General features: G+C 68.1%; 15 protein-coding genes. 3 read left to right on the top strand and 12 right to left on the bottom strand.

The window, feature by feature from the left end; genetic code table 11:
• Positions 1-40: 40 nt before the first annotated feature.
• Positions 41-679, bottom strand: a complete 639-nt coding sequence (locus LCL61_RS02115) for a peroxiredoxin-like family protein (protein WP_340685261.1) — start codon at positions 677-679, stop codon at positions 41-43.
• A 58-nt stretch (positions 680-737) separates the two neighbouring features.
• Here LCL61_RS02115 and LCL61_RS02110 point away from each other — a divergent pair, with 58 nt between their 5' ends.
• On the top strand, positions 738-1,343 hold the full coding sequence (locus LCL61_RS02110; RefSeq protein WP_425341978.1) for a TetR/AcrR family transcriptional regulator: 606 nt from the start codon (positions 738-740) through the stop codon (positions 1,341-1,343).
• On the opposite strand, the gene LCL61_RS02105 is transcribed toward LCL61_RS02110, so the two are convergent.
• Positions 1,279-2,238 (bottom strand): LysR family transcriptional regulator, encoded by a 960-nt coding sequence (locus tag LCL61_RS02105; RefSeq protein WP_340685260.1) that lies wholly within the window; start codon positions 2,236-2,238, stop codon positions 1,279-1,281. The genes LCL61_RS02110 and LCL61_RS02105 overlap by 65 nt on opposite strands.
• Before the next feature lie 87 nt (positions 2,239-2,325).
• Between LCL61_RS02105 and LCL61_RS02100 the strand changes: the two genes are divergently transcribed.
• Positions 2,326-3,249 (top strand): EamA family transporter, encoded by a 924-nt coding sequence (locus tag LCL61_RS02100; RefSeq protein ID WP_340685259.1) that lies wholly within the window; start codon positions 2,326-2,328, stop codon positions 3,247-3,249.
• Here the strand turns inward: LCL61_RS02100 and erm are convergent.
• Together erm and LCL61_RS02090 are read right to left on the bottom strand one after the other, a co-directional pair.
• On the bottom strand, positions 3,152-3,886 hold the full coding sequence (gene erm, locus LCL61_RS02095) for a 23S ribosomal RNA methyltransferase Erm (protein ID WP_340685258.1): 735 nt from the start codon (positions 3,884-3,886) through the stop codon (positions 3,152-3,154). The two genes, LCL61_RS02100 and erm, sit on opposite strands and share 98 nt — an antisense overlap.
• A 183-nt stretch (positions 3,887-4,069) precedes the next feature.
• Positions 4,070-4,768, bottom strand: a complete 699-nt coding sequence (locus LCL61_RS02090) for an SDR family oxidoreductase (protein ID WP_340685257.1) — start codon at positions 4,766-4,768, stop codon at positions 4,070-4,072.
• 88 nt (positions 4,769-4,856) lie between these two features.
• Here LCL61_RS02090 and LCL61_RS02085 point away from each other — a divergent pair, with 88 nt between their 5' ends.
• Positions 4,857-5,420 carry a CGNR zinc finger domain-containing protein gene (locus LCL61_RS02085; protein WP_340685256.1) on the top strand — a complete coding sequence of 188 codons (564 nt, stop codon included), beginning with the start codon at positions 4,857-4,859 and terminating at the stop codon, positions 5,418-5,420.
• Here LCL61_RS02085 and LCL61_RS02080 read toward each other — a convergent pair.
• The 8 genes from LCL61_RS02080 to LCL61_RS02045 all read right to left on the bottom strand — a co-directional run bounded on the left by LCL61_RS02080 (position 5,413) and on the right by LCL61_RS02045 (position 14,126).
• Positions 5,413-6,054 carry an SDR family oxidoreductase gene (locus tag LCL61_RS02080; RefSeq protein WP_340685255.1) on the bottom strand — a complete coding sequence of 214 codons (642 nt, stop codon included), beginning with the start codon at positions 6,052-6,054 and terminating at the stop codon, positions 5,413-5,415. The genes LCL61_RS02085 and LCL61_RS02080 overlap by 8 nt on opposite strands.
• A 177-nt stretch (positions 6,055-6,231) precedes the next feature.
• Positions 6,232-7,167 carry an ABC transporter permease gene (locus LCL61_RS02075; protein ID WP_034314615.1) on the bottom strand — a complete coding sequence of 312 codons (936 nt, stop codon included), beginning with the start codon at positions 7,165-7,167 and terminating at the stop codon, positions 6,232-6,234.
• Positions 7,164-8,165, bottom strand: a complete 1,002-nt coding sequence (locus tag LCL61_RS02070; protein ID WP_340685254.1) for an ABC transporter permease — start codon at positions 8,163-8,165, stop codon at positions 7,164-7,166. The genes LCL61_RS02075 and LCL61_RS02070 overlap by 4 nt, the downstream gene beginning before the upstream one ends.
• Before the next feature lie 86 nt (positions 8,166-8,251).
• Positions 8,252-9,793: an ABC transporter substrate-binding protein gene (locus LCL61_RS02065; protein WP_340685253.1), complete on the bottom strand. Its 1,542-nt coding sequence runs from the start codon at positions 9,791-9,793 to the stop codon at positions 8,252-8,254.
• Between the two features lie 597 nt (positions 9,794-10,390).
• Entirely contained in the window at positions 10,391-10,906 is a 516-nt protein-coding gene (locus LCL61_RS02060) for a uridine kinase family protein (protein WP_425342025.1), read from the bottom strand.
• Positions 10,907-10,935: 29 nt separating this feature from the next.
• Positions 10,936-11,373, bottom strand: coding sequence for a DUF2304 domain-containing protein (locus LCL61_RS02055; protein ID WP_016337936.1), 438 nt, complete (start codon positions 11,371-11,373; stop codon positions 10,936-10,938).
• Between the two features lie 12 nt (positions 11,374-11,385).
• Positions 11,386-12,087 (bottom strand): glycosyltransferase family 2 protein, encoded by a 702-nt coding sequence (locus tag LCL61_RS02050; protein WP_340688470.1) that lies wholly within the window; start codon positions 12,085-12,087, stop codon positions 11,386-11,388.
• Positions 12,088-12,146: 59 nt separating this feature from the next.
• A complete protein-coding gene (locus tag LCL61_RS02045) occupies positions 12,147-14,126 on the bottom strand; it encodes a DUF6541 family protein (protein ID WP_340685252.1) in 1,980 nt (659 codons plus the stop codon).
• Between the last annotated feature and the right edge of the window lie 32 nt (positions 14,127-14,158).

Raw genomic sequence — 14,158 nt, 5'->3', positions numbered from 1 at the left:
TACCCTCAAGGTAGGGAAGGAGGCCTTCACGGCTTAGGCTTTAAGCACGCGTGATCGCCGTTTTCACCGTGGCCAGCACGTCGGCCGGGTCGGTGCGCGTGGTGTAGTCCGGGTGCACGTCGATGTACCGGATGACCCCCTCGCCGTCCACGACCAGGACGGTCGGGTAGGGCAGCTCCCATTCCGCCGCCCCGTTGATCTTCTCGACGTCGCCGATGAGCGTGTCGAAGGCCGGCTTCGTCTCCGGAGCCAGCCGGAACGTGATGCCGAGCGCGCGGCCGAGCTGGTTGTCCACATCGGACAGCACGGTGAACTCGAGATCCTTCGTGGACAAGGAGTCGTCCGGCAGCTGCGGGCTGACGGCGACCAGCTTCACACCCAGGTTCTCCAGCTCCGGCAACAGTTCCCGCTGATACGTACGCAAGGCCAGGTTGCAGTACGGACACCACGCGCCGCGGTAGAACACCACGACCGCGGGGCCGTCCGCGACCCGGACCCGCTCGCCGCCGGCGTCCGGCAGCACGAGGTCCGGCATCGCCGTTCCCGGCTTCGCGGCCGCCTCGGCGACCACCCCTACGAACGTCGCACGGTCGGCCTTGAGCACCTCGGCGACCTCGGCCGGAACGTGGCTCGCGACGGATTCCCGCAGCTCGGCGAGGTCGGTGTTGAGATCCCCCATGGTCAGCTCCCTTGGTTGTACTGATCGGTACAGTGCGGCCGACTGTACTATTCGGTACATGAGTGGTCAACCGGCGAAGACCCCGCAGGGGCGGATGACGAGGGACGCGATCGTCGACGCGGCGGCGGAGCTGATGTACGTCAACGGCGTCGCCGGGACGAGCGTCGACAAGGTGCTCGCGGCGAGCGGCGCCGGGAAATCGCAGATGTACCACTACTTCAAGAACAAGGATCAGCTCGTCGAGGCGGTCATCGCCCGCTTCCTCGAGAAGATCCTCGGCAACCAGCCGACCATCTTCGAGCTGCACGACTGGGCCGATTTCGACCAGTGGGCGAGCGAGATCCTGGCTGTCCAGACCACAGCCAAGGGGCCGATCGCCTGCCCGCTGGGCAACCTCACCGGCGAACTCGGCGACGACCCGAAGATGGCGCCGCTGCTGGACAAGGCCTACCGCGAATGGGAGTCACATCTCCAGCGTGGGCTGGAATCGTTGCGGGAGCAGGGGAAACTCGCCGCGGACGCCGACCCGGCCAGGCTCGCGCAAGCCGCGATGAGCTGCGTCCAGGGCGGCCTGCTGATGGCCCACCTGCGCCATGACGTCACGCCGATCGCCGACGCGCTCCAGATCGCGCTGGACCACCTGAAGAGTCACGCTCGCCCGTGAGCGCGCCGACCTCGTCGGCGAGCGCGTCGAGCACCTTCGCCACCGCCGGCCGGGAAGACGCCCCGATCCGGTAGACCGCTTCCACGTGCCGCGCCGCCTTGATCCCGGCGAGCGGGCGGCCGACGAGACCGCTGCCACGCCGAGTGTCCATTGTGTACCGGGGAAGCAGCGCGATCCCGTGCCCGGCGGCGACGAGCCGCTCGGTGATGCGGAAATCGTTGATGCGCTGGACGACCTGCGGGCGCACCCCGGTGCGGATGATCAGCGACTGGAGGATGTCGTCCACCGGGAACCCCGCGTTGACGCTGATCCAGCGTTCGTCGGCGAGTTCGGCCAGCTCGATGCGGCGCCGCTTCGCCAGCCGGTGCCCGGCGGGGAGCGCGACGTCGAGCGGTTCACGCAGCAGATGCCGCGTCTCCAGCCGGTCCGAGCCGAGCGACGGCGCGTGCTCGTCCCGGTGCGCCACCACGATGTCGTAATCCGCGACGAGCCCGGGGACCTCCGGCGGGGTCATGTCGACGTCGCGGACGATGACGTCCAGCCCGTCGAACTCCGCCGTCCGGCGCAGCAGCCCTGGCAGCAGCATCAGCCCTGCCGACTGGAAGATCGCCACCCGGACCCGGCCGCGCGGGGCACTGCGATAAGTGTCCAATTCGGACTCCGCGCGTTCGAGGGCGGCGAGCACGTCGTCCGCGCGGGCGACCAGCGCGCGACCCGCGTCGGTCAGCCTCAGTCCTCTTCCGGCGGGTTCGGTCAGCGCGAGACCGACGTCACTCTGCAAGGCGCGCAGCTGCTGGGAAACCGCGGACGGCGTGCAGTGCAACGCCTTCGCGGCCGCCGTCACGCTGCCGCGGTCGGCGAATTCCCGCAGGGTCCGCAACCGGCCGATGTCCATACCGCCAGCATATGTGAAGCCGAACTGAACGATCGCTGCAAATATTCTCGCTGGTCCTAAAGGGTCGCACCACGTAAGAGTGAAGACATGCCCGCCCGCGATCGTCTGCTCGCCCTACTCGTCGCCGTCCTCTGGGGCTGCAACTTCCTCGCCATCCACGCCACCCTCGGCCAGTTCCCGCCCGTCTTCGCCGGCGGGCTGCGCTTCGCGGTCATCGCCATCCCGACGATCCTGTTCGTACCGTGGCCGAAGGTGAAGATCCGCCACCTGCTCGGCTACGGGCTGGGCTTCGGTACCGGGCAGTTCGTGTTCCTCTTCATCGCGATGGACACCGGCATGCCGACCGGTCTCGCGTCGCTGGTGCTGCAGGCGTCGGCGCCGTTCACCGTCCTGCTCGGCGCCGTCTTCCTGCGTGAACGCGTGTCCGGACGGCAGCTCACCGGCATCCTGCTCGCCGTCGCCGGGATGGCGACGATCGCCTGGCAGCAGGCCGGGAACGCCGCCCTGCTGCCGGTGATCCTGACCCTCCTCGGCGCCCTGAGCTGGGCGTTCGGCAACCTGAGCACGCGGCAGGCGGCACCGGACAACCCGCTGAACTTCGTCCTCTGGATGTCCGTGGTGCCGCCGCTGCCGATGTTCGCGCTGTCGCTGGTCATGGAGGGCCCCGCCGAGATCGGCCACTCGCTGAGCACCCTCGGCACCACCACCGGGCTGATCGGCCTCGGCGGCCTCGCCTACGTCGTGCTGTTCGGCACGATCGTCGGCTCCGGGATCTGGACGTCGCTGATGCGCCGCAACCCGGCGGGTGTGGTCGCGCCGTTCTCGCTGCTGGTGCCGGTCGTCGGGCTGTCGATGGCGTTCCTGGTCCTCGACGAACGCCCTTCACTTGTGGAGATCCTCGCGGCGGCCGTGGTCATCGGCGGCGTCCTGTTCGGTTCGACGAAGCGCCGCGTGCGCGAACCGGACTTCCTCGCCGAAGCCGAAACGCCTCAGCCCACTGGTGTGCGGTGAGGCTTTTGGGCACGACTTCCTTGCCGGGACAGGTGAACACCCGCCGTACGAAGTCCTGGTAGCGCACTCGATCCGCGTCTTCGACGAGCGGACGCTCGCGGCGGGTCATGGTGAGCAGACCGCCGTCGACGCCGGGCCGCGGGCGGAACGCCGCGGCGGGCACCCGGCCTGCCAGCCGGAAGCCGAACCACGGCCACCACTGCGCGGTCATCATGGTCGCGCCACCGACCCCGGCCCGGCGGCGCGCCACCTCCCACTGCATGAGCAGGACGGCGTCCGTCCAGCCGGGAGCGGCGAGGACGTGACGCAGGGTCGCGGTGGTCAGGTGGAACGGCAGATTGCCGACCAGTACGTGTGGCGTCTTCGGCAGGGGGAACCGCAGGTAGTCCGCGGTGACGATCTCCGTGGACGCCCGGACGCGCCCCGCCAGCCGGCCGGCACGGCGGGCATCGATCTCGATGCCGGTCAGCGGCCTGGCGAGCCGTTCCAGCGGCAGGGTCAGCGCGCCGTCGCCCGTGCCGAATTCGATGATCGGCCCGCCGGTCGCGGCGACGAGCTTCACGACGGTTTCGATGGTGTTCCGGTCGATGAGGAAGTTCTGGCCGAGTTCATGACGGCCAGGACGCTGTGTGCGCAAGGGATCTCCGCGGCTTCGAGGTGAGCCGGGCAGCACGAGGCCTGCCCGGCGATGACTCGCTCGGGCGGCGGTTCCTTGCTGGACGCTGAGGATCCGCCGCTAGGCGCGGCGGGTCCTGGTGAACGCGGAAGCACACATGGCGGCGAAACTACCTCGGGCCGGAGGCCTCACGCCAATCGTTTTCTACGCGCCGATCCGGCTGGTGCCGAGGTGCTCGACCGGGCCGGACAGCGCGGCCTTGACGTGGCGGGTGAGGTCGTCGGTGAGCACTTCGGTCTCGCCCTTCTCCAGCCCGTCGACGACCTGGCGGGCGACGTCGCGCGGGTCGTTCTTGGGGATGTCGAGGCCCTGGGTCATGTCGGTGTCGGTGTAGCCGAGGTGGACGCCGACGACCTGCGTGCCCTGGTCGGCGAACTCGATGCGGAGCGAATTCGTGAGGGACCAGAAGGCCGCCTTCGACGCGCCATAGGAGCCCGAGCCGGCCGCCCACGACAGGATCGAATGCACGTTGACCAGCGCTCCGCCGTCCTTGAGCTGCGGCGCAAACGCTTGCGCGATCCGCAGCGCGCCGAAGACGTTCGTTTCGAAGACCGGGCGGTGCGCGTCGACGTCATCGGTCAACAGCGAACCGAGGCCGAGGACTCCGGCGTTGTTGAAGACGATCGTGGCGTCGCCCGCCTTCTCCGCCAGCGCGCGGACGGATTCGGGGTCGGTGACGTCGAGCGGGAGCGGGACGATCCGCGGGCCGGTCTCCTCGCGCGGCGACCTGGCGGTCGCGTAGACCTTGGCGGCACCGCGGGCCAGCAGTTCGGCGACGAACGCCTTGCCGAGCCCGCGCTGCCCGCCGGTGACCAGGGCGACGGCGCCTTCGATGGAGGTCATGACTGTGCTCCCTTGACAGAAGTGATCATTGTTTGCCTCTGTCGTCAGCATGGCGACGCGCGCCGACAGAGTCAAGTACGCTTGACCTATGTCATGGACCGCGACGGACCGATATCGGTTACGCACCGCGCCCTCGGGGCTGGCGCTCGTTCAGGACTTCCTCAACACGAAGGCGATCAAGACCTACGGCCTCGACCTGCTGAGCGACACCGACCTGACGCGGCCTTGGGCCGCCGAGGCGCTGGCGGAATGGTCGCGGGCACGGGACGCCGAGGTGCCCGAGATCACGCTGGGGCCAGGCGACCTTCGCGCGCTTCGCGACCTGCGAGAGACCTTCGTTTCGCTCCTGGAAGGCGGGGACGCGGACTTCGGCAAACCGGTCAAGGCGGATCTGACGCTGCGGGACGGCGTCGTCCGGCTGTTCCCGTCCGGTACCGGACGGCAGTGGCTCGCGTCGGCGCTGTGGACGGAGACGCTGCTCGCGCAGCAGGCCGGGATCTGGCCGCGGCTGAAACTGTGCCGTCTCGACGGCTGCCGTTCGGCCTTCTACGACGTCTCGCGCAACAACAGCGGGGTCTGGCACGACGTGCGCACCTGCGGGAACGTCGCCAACCTGCGGGCGGCCCGGGAGCGTAAGAGAGCGCTCAGCTGAACGAAGCCAGCGCCGAGGGGATCGGGATCTCGCCGCCGATGACGTCGAAACCCTGGTTTTCGGTGAGCGGCTCGTCGAGGGTGGCGACCAGGACGGCGGCGACGTCCGCGCGGGAGACGTGCCCCGGTTCGAGGTGACCGCCGAGCTTGACGCGGCCGGTGGGCTGGTCGTCGGTGAGCGTGCCGGGCCGGACGATCGTCCAGTTCAGGCTGGAGCGCCGCAGGACACTGTCGGAGATCTGCTTCGCCATCAGGATCGACCGCACCAGGCGATCGCCCTGGTCCGGCGAATCCGCGAACTGCGCGGAAAGCTGCACGAATCGCGAGACACCGGCCTTCTCGGCGGCGCGGATCGCGGTGATCACGCCGTCGCGGTCGACGAGGTCGACGGAGGCCTGATCGGGATCGGGTGCGCCGATCGCGCTGATCACCACCTCGGAACCGGCGAGCGCCTCGACGAGGTCTTCCGCGTCCGCGGTGACGTCCGCGACCACGGTTTCGGCGCCGAGACCGGCGACCTCCTCCGCGCGGCGACGACTGCGCAGCCCCGCCCGCACCTGATGGCCTCGGCCCCGCAGAAGCCGGACCACGTGGATCCCCGTCCGCCCCGACGCTCCCAGCACTGTGACCCGCATGACACGAGTCTGCCCGAAGGTGGCCTTCCGCGCTGGTCAGGCGCCTGCCCGCATTTAGTCCTCTAAATGCGAGAAGCGCGTGAAGGCCCCTTTCCCTCGGCTGAGCCGGGTTCTCCATCGCCTTGCTGATGTCCNAACGACCTTGAGGTCGCGTACTTCGAGGAGTGCCATCAGAAATCACCGCCTGTTCTTCGGATCGAGGGCTTCCCGCAGGGACTCGCCGAGCAGCGTGAACCCGAGCGCGACGATGATGATCGCGATCGCCGGGTAGTACGCCAGCTCGGGGCGGATGTCGAGGAACTGCCGAGCGCTGCGGCTCAGCATGATGCCCCATTCCGCCCGGTTCGGGTCCGGATCGCCGAGACCGAGGAACGACAGCGCCGCCGCCTCGAGGATCGCGGTCGCCAGGGTCAGCGTGGCCTGCACGATGACCGGGCCGAGCGAGTTGGGCAGCATATGCCGCAACACGATCGCCCCGCGTTTGACGCCGAGCGACGTCGCCGCGAGCACGTGGTCGCTGTTTCTCTGCGCGAGCATCGAACCGCGCAGCAACCGCGCGAAGATCGGCACGCTGACCATCGACACCGCGACGATCACCGTCCACTGGCTCGGCTTCTGGAACAGCGCGGCGACCGAGATCGCCAGCAGCAGCGACGGCACGGACAGCATGACGTCGACGAGCCGCATCAGCACGGTGTCGACCCAGCCGCCGAACGCACCGGCGAGGCCACCGATGATCATGCCGACCACGACGCCGATGATCGTCGCGAGCACACCGACCAGCAGCGTGTTCTGCGCGCCGACCAGCAGCCGCGAAAGGTAGTCGCGGCCGAAGTCGTCGACACCGAGCGGGAAACCGGGCTGAGCGCCCGGGATGATGCCCTGGCCGAGGATGACCTGGCTCTGCAGATACCGCTCGTAGGGATCCTTCGGCGCCAGGAGCGGCGCGAAGATCGCCACCAGCAGGAACAGGCCGGTGATCACGGCGCCCGTGATGGCCACCGGGCTCCGCATCATCCGGCGCAGCGCCTCGCCACCGAGGCTGTGGCCCTTCGCCGACGAAGCCGCGAGCTTGTCGATCGGCTCCTTCTTCTTGTTCAACAAGGTGTTCATCGGACACGCACCCTCGGGTCGATGAGCCCGTACGAGATATCGACCAGCATGTTCACCAGCACGTAGACCAGCGCGCCGAACAGCAGCAGCGCCTGCAGACGTGGGTAGTCACGCCGCTCGATGCCTTCGGCGAGCAGGAAGCCGAGGCCGCGGAAGTTGAACACCCGCTCGGTCAGCACGGCGCCACCGAGCAGCGCGCCGGTCTGGAGGCCGATGACGGTGACCACCGGCAGGAGCCCGTTGCGGAGCACGTGACGGCGCCGCACGATCGGCTGGGTCAGGCCCTTCGAGTTGGCCGTGCGGATGAAGTCCTCGTTCAGCACGTCCAGCACCGAGGCCCGGGTGATCCGGACGATGACCGCGAGCGGGATCGTGGCCAGCGCGAACGCCGGGAGGATCAGGTGGGTGAGCGCGTCCCAGGCGGCGTCCCATTCCTGGGTGATGATGCCGTCGAGGACCGCGAACCCGGTGACGGTGGTGGCGTCGAGACCGGCCATCTGACGGCCCTGCGAGGGAAGTCCCAGCGGGGCGGCCAGCAGGTCCTGCATCATGTAGCCGAGAAAGAACACCGGGACGGCGACGCCGACCAGGCTGAGCACGATGATGACGTTGTCGACGGCCCCGCCGCGGAAGCGGGCGGACAGGTAGCCGAACGGGATGCCGAGGCCCACCGCGATGAGCATCGCGCAGAAGCCGAGCTCGATCGTGGCGGGAAGGAAGTTCCCGATCTCCGACATGACCGGCTGGGCGGAGACCAGCGAGTTGCCGAAATCGCCGGTGATCGCCCGGCCGAGGAACTTGAAGTACTGGACGAAAATCGGATCGTCGAGGCCGAGGAGCTTGTTCAGGTCGGCGATCTTCTCCGGGGTCGCCTTGTCACCCAGGAGGGCGCCGGCGGGGCCACCGGGCAGGGACCGGAGCCAGGCGAAGATCAAAATGGACAGGATCAAGAGCGTCGGTATCGCTTGTAGCAGCCGACGCACGAGAAAACGGAGCACGTGCGTTCCTTTGTTGCCAGCCCGGGAATGGGCCACAGGGGGCGGGCGCGGTAGCGCCCACCCCCTGGTGGCTCAGTGGTGGTGGATCAGTTGACCGTGACGGTGTAGAAGCGCTCGTCGGTCAGCGGGCTGGCCACCAGGCCCTTCACCTTCGGGCCCACGACGATCGCCGGGGGGCCGTAGGAGATCGGGATGGCGGGCAGGTATTCCATGATCTTCTGGTTCACTTCCTGGTACGCCTTGGTGTGCGTCTCACCGGCGGGCGCGGCGTCCGCGGCCGAGATGGCCGAGAACAGCTCCGGGTTGGTGAACCCGAACTCCGGCTTCTCGCGGCCGAAGAAGGTACCGACGAAGTTACCGGCGTCGTTGTAGTCACCGGTCCAGCCGAGCAGGTGCACGTCGTGCTTGCCCGCCTTCTGGACGTCGTCCTTGTAGCCACCGTTCCACGGCTTGGCGACCGGCTCGACCTTGATGCCCATGGCCTTCATGTCCTCGGACAGCGAGGTGAAGATGTCGGCCGGGTTCGGCATGTACGGCCGGGTGACCTCGGTCGGGTAGTAGAACTTCAGGGTCATGCCCTCGGCGCCGGCTTCCTTCAGCAGGTCTTTCGCCTTCTGAAGGTTGTAGTCGTACTTGGTGACGTTCTCGTTGTAGCCGTCGATCGCCTTCGGCACGAACTGCGTCGCGGTCTCGGCGCCCTCGGGGAGCTTCGACTTCACGAACTGGTCGCGGTTGAGACCGTAGGCCAGCGCCTGGCGGACCTTGAGGTCCTTCAGCTTCGGGTTGTTCTTCTGGTTGATGCCCAGGTACAGGATGTTGAACGACGGGCGGATGAGCACCTGCTCGCCGTCGTTGCGCAGCAGGCCGTAGTCCGCGGGCGACGGGTAGTCGTAGCCCTGGATGTCGCCGGCCTTGAGCGCCTGCTTGCGGGCGTTCTCGTCCGGGATGACCTTGAAGACCAGCTTGTCGAGCTTGGCCGTCTGGGTCGGCGAGTCGGTGGCCTTGACCAGCGTGATCTCACCCTTGGCCTGGTCCCAGCTCTCGAACTTGAACGGGCCGGTGCCGGTGGGGTGCTTCAGCGCGTACTCCGGGTAGGAGAACGAGTCACCGCTCTGGGTGACGGCGTCGGCGTTGTACTTCTTCAGCGCGTCCGGGCTCTGGATCGAGAACGACGGCAGCGTGAAGGCCGCCGGGAAGGCGCCCTTGGCCTTGTTCAGGTTGAGGACGGCGGTGGACTCGTCCTTGACCTGGCAGTCCTTGAAGACCGGGTCGCCGGAAGCGTCGCCCTCGTTCTTGGCGAAGCCCTCGAAGACGTCGCCGTAGTAGATCATCTGGCTCTGGGCGGCGGCGCCCTTCATGTTGAACATGCGGTTGAAGTTGAAGCAGACCGCTTCCGCGTTGAACGGGGTGCCGTCGTGGAACTTCACACCCTTCTTCAGGGTGAAGGTCCAGGTCTTGCCTTCGTTGCTGCCTTCCCACTTCTCCGCCAGACCAGGCTCGAGGTCCGCGGTCCCCGGCTTGTTCATGATCAGCGTGTCCATCATCTGGCGGATGATGCGGAAGGTCTCACCGTCGTCGTTGAAGAGCGGGTCGAACGTCTTCGGGTTACCGGCGGCACCGAAGACCATCGTGCCTCCCGAGCCACCCCCTGCGCCTTCTTCACGCTTCGATTCGGCACAGGCGGAAATGGAGACCGCGAGTGCGCCGGCAAGCCCGATCAGGGCCACACGGCGTGCTCGGGTCACCCGCAGTTGCTGCATCTGGCACCCCTTGAGGAGATTTTCGGTGTTTAGGCACCGTCCGGTCGGTCGGAAAGTCGAGCTCCACGGACGATCGGTGTGCCCGCCGACACTAGCGGGAACTCAGCCCGCACTTAAGCACGCGAGGTTACGATCGCGCTACACGACGGCCAATACGACCGCAAAGTGTCCGCAATTCCGGACGGAGTGTAATCAATTCCGGACCACTAACGCGTAGAGTGCCGGGTCACTGACTCAAATGGGTGCTTACCGCTACAACCAATGGGTCACTGACAAAACAGGACATTCGCGGGTATCGGGCCGCCTCTCGTGAGTGCTAAGGCCGGTTCTAACCGTCCTTACCACTCACGACCGCCTGTACCGATACCGGTGGTTTCGCGTGACCGACCGGACGACATACGTGATCCAGCGGACGACACGCGTGTCGTCCGTCCAGTCACGCGAAACCGCCACTCGGCTCGGGGTTCACCACTCACGAGGGGTGACAACGCGATCCGCCGCGGCCCGGGTCCCGTCGACCGCGAACCACCCGCGCTCGAACAACTGCCAGCGCCGCAGTTCCGCCCGGGACCCCTCGCCGTCACGCTCGACACCGCGGTCCAGCCGTTCGGCCTCGCTCCCGCCGTCCAGCCAGGTCAGCAGGGACAACGACGGCCGCATCCGCGCGCGGCCACTGGAAACGCCCTCCAGCACCAGCACCTCGGGGACCGGGATCTCGATCTCTTCACCCGGCAGTGGGACGCCACTGGACCAGTCCACTCGCCGGTACCGGCCGACCCTGCCCGCGCGCAGCGGTTCCAGGACACCGGTCTCCAGCCGCGGCCACCACGAAACGGGTTCGTCCCAGGTGGCGAACTCGTCGGTGCTCACCAGCGCCACCCGGACACCACGACCGGCCAGTTCGGCCACGATCTTCCCGGCCAGCGTGGACTTCCCGGAGCCGGACGGGCCGTCGACGGCCAGCACGCGGACGGCGCCCAGCCTCGGCGTGGCCGCGAGAAGGGCGTCGATCAGCGTGCGCGTGCGGGGCTCACTTCGGGGAGCCCCTTGACGTTGTCGGGCGTGGCCGTCCTGGCTTCGAGCGCGGCGACCCGTTCTTCCAGGTCACGCTGGGCGTCGGCGAGTTCGCAGCGGAGCAGCGCGATCTCCTCGACGGAGGTCCGGACCTCTTCTTCGAGATGCCCGACCTCGGTCGACAGATGCAACGCGACCAGCGCCAGCACCACGCCGGCCAAGAGGAATACGAAGTTCGACGGCGTCTGCACGCCGGTTATCCGTGCCATGAAGTCGGCGGCCTGCGGAACGAGGGCGAGCACGACCACGCCGACGGCGAGGACGAGCCAGACACCCGCGTACTTTTCCCGCAGTTTCCGCCGCCGCATCATCTCGAGGACGACGAACAGCACGAGACAGGCGACGACGATGCTGAGAATGCGCCAGCCAGCCATAATCAGCTCCTTTTACGCCGAATCCGACGAGTCGACGGCGGGGCGGCGGCGCACCAGCGCCAGCAGCAGGGCGAGTCCGGCGCGGCCGAGGTAGACGGCCGATTTCACCGGCGAATGGCTCGGCGTTCCGGCCGCCCGTTCGCGCATGATCACCGGGATTTCCTTGATCTTCAGTTCGGCGCGGATCGCCATCACCAGCGATTCGACCGTGTCGCCGAGGTATTCGGCCGGGTAGTACGCGGCGAACAGTTTGATCGCGCGCGGGCCCATCGCCTTGAAGCCGGAGGTCACGTCGGTGAGCTTGGTCTTCCCGAGCCGGGAGAAAACGACCGAGAGCGCGACCATCGCGTATTTCCGCGGGCCGCTCGCCTTGTACGAACCCTTGCCCGCGAACCGCGAGCCGATCGCGATGTCGGCGTCGTCGAGCGCGTCCAGCAGGGCGGCGACCTCGTCGGGATCGTGCTGACCGTCCGCGTCCACCTGGACGACGACGTCGTAGCCGCGGGCGGCCGCGTACCGGAAGCCGGTGCGCATCGCCCCGCCGACGCCGAGGTTCACCGCCAGGCGGGCCACCTCCGCGCCCGCCGCACGGGCGAGCTTGGCCGTGTCGTCGGACGAGCCGTCGTCGACCACCAGCACGTCCATGCCCGGCAAGGACTGCTTGACCTGGGAAATGACCGCGCCGACACTGGCCTGCTCGTTCAGAGCGGGCATCACGATGAGTACGCGGCGGGTGGTCACGGACGTACTGGACACTGGATCACTCTATCTTCTTACTGGCCGTGAGCGGTGTCGGACCCGGCGGGGGCGCCGGCGGCGACCACACCCTGCTGACCTTCGATTTCGTAAACCGACGCGTCGAGGTTGTGGAAGACGCGTTTGAAACCCGGAGTGATGTCGAGGCGCTGGAGGCCCACCGCGGACTGCGCGTTGGGGGCCACCTTGCCCTTGCCGACCAGCACGTAGCGCACCTTGAGGTCGGTGAGCGCCTCGCGCACACGCGGCTCGCGGTTGATGTCGTTGAGGAACACGCTGAGCCAGCCCGCCTTGGTGGTGAACTCGGCGCCGTAGTTGGTCCACTCGACCGGCTGGACCCCCGCGAGCGCGTACAGCCACACCGAGCCGTCGGCCTTGTCGTTCATCACCCGCTCGCCCGGGACGACGTGCTTCCCGAGCCAGGCGTAGGCCTCTTCCTCGCCCTTGCTGACCGAGGGACCGTCCGGGCCGTAGTTCATCGCGAGCCGTGCGGAGTTGCGGCCGATGTAGCCGCCCTTGCTCAGCACCGCGACGACCAGGCCGACCACCAGCGCGCCCGCGACGGCCGCGGTGAACGGGTTCAGGTTCGGTTTCCGCTCGCCGATCTTCTCGGCGAACTTGCCGGACGCGGTGTGCACGAACTCGCCGAACGCGACGGCGCCCGCCAGCGGCACGAGCGCGCCGATCCGCCAGTGGTCGTTGTAGAACACGCCGGTCAGGGTGTGGATGAGCGGGGTCTCCAGCGAGATCGTCGCGGCGAACAGGCCGCCGAGCACGACGTACGCGCCGACCATCCAGAGCATCCGCCGGTGCTTGACCAGGAGGAACACCCCGATGATCGCCGGGATGCCGATCCACCACTGGGGGAACGACGCCATCGGCGAGAACGTGATCGTCTGCCCGAGCGCGCCGGACACGCTGGTCTCCGAGGCCCAGAACGCGCTCGTCACACCACCGGCGTTGTAGAGCGCGGGAAGGACCTGCGGGACGCCGAGCACGACCGCCATCACGACCGTGGCCACCAGCGAGGCGGCGCTGCGGCGCCAGCCGATCTTCTCGAAGCGGAACAGCACCGCGAGCAGGATCAGCAGGAAGTAGACCATGATCACGAAGATCAGGCTGGTGTGCAGGCCGGCCAGGCCGGCGACGCCGACGCCGATCGCGAGCGGTCCGGCGACGCCGTTCGGCTTGAGCAGCAGGCGGGCGAGCGCGAGCATGGCGGGCACGAGCGCCACCCCGGCGACGTACGGCCACAGCGGGCCGCGCCACAGCGAGTCGTACGGGAACGCGGTGAACCAGGTGGACACGGCCGCGGCGGCGGCGGTCGCGAGGACCGGCATGCGCCAGGCGCGGCACATCGCCGCGACCCCGACCGGGACGGTCAGCACGACCGCGAGCGCCGCCAGGTTCAGCGTCGGCATCATCGTCAGGCCGCCCTTGCCGAAGATCAGGGCGAGCAGCGCGTGGTAGGTGTCCGGGTAGAAGTAGTCGGTCTGGTTCGGCAGGTTCGCGATGGTGCCGACGGTCGACGCGCGCGCGTCGCCGTGCTCGGCGATCCAGCGCACCAGGTTGCCGTGGAACGGTGCGTCCCAGCCCTGCTGGACGTTCTCCAGTGAGTGCGAGCCGCGCAGGAAGGTCACCGTGCCGACGCCGAGGCCGACCACGACACCGGCGCCGATCAGCAGGTGGTCGCGCAGGGAGCGCTTCGTCTCGTCGTCGTCTTCGTCCTCGGCCCACTCGGGGTGCCGCTTCGCGGTGAAGCGGAGGACGAGGAACGACAGGGCGAAACCGACGACGGACAGCAGCAGGACCCAGAGGCCGACGTTCAGCATGGTCCAGCGGATGCCGAAGCGGCCGAGGATCGGGATGCCGATGGCGACGAGGCCGAAGGTCAGCAGCGGGGCCGCGGCGGCGAGCGTCCAGCCGCGCAACCTGATGGCGGCACCGAAGACGAGCCCCGGCAGCCAGAACGCCAGCAAGACCAAAAGAACGTTCATCGAATTCGCTGTCCAACCCTATTCGGCGTCAA

The sequence above is a fragment of the Amycolatopsis coloradensis genome, from assembly GCF_037997115.1.
GTDB lineage: Bacteria > Actinomycetota > Actinomycetes > Mycobacteriales > Pseudonocardiaceae > Amycolatopsis > Amycolatopsis coloradensis_A.
This window is presented reverse-complemented; position numbering and strand designations above follow the sequence as displayed.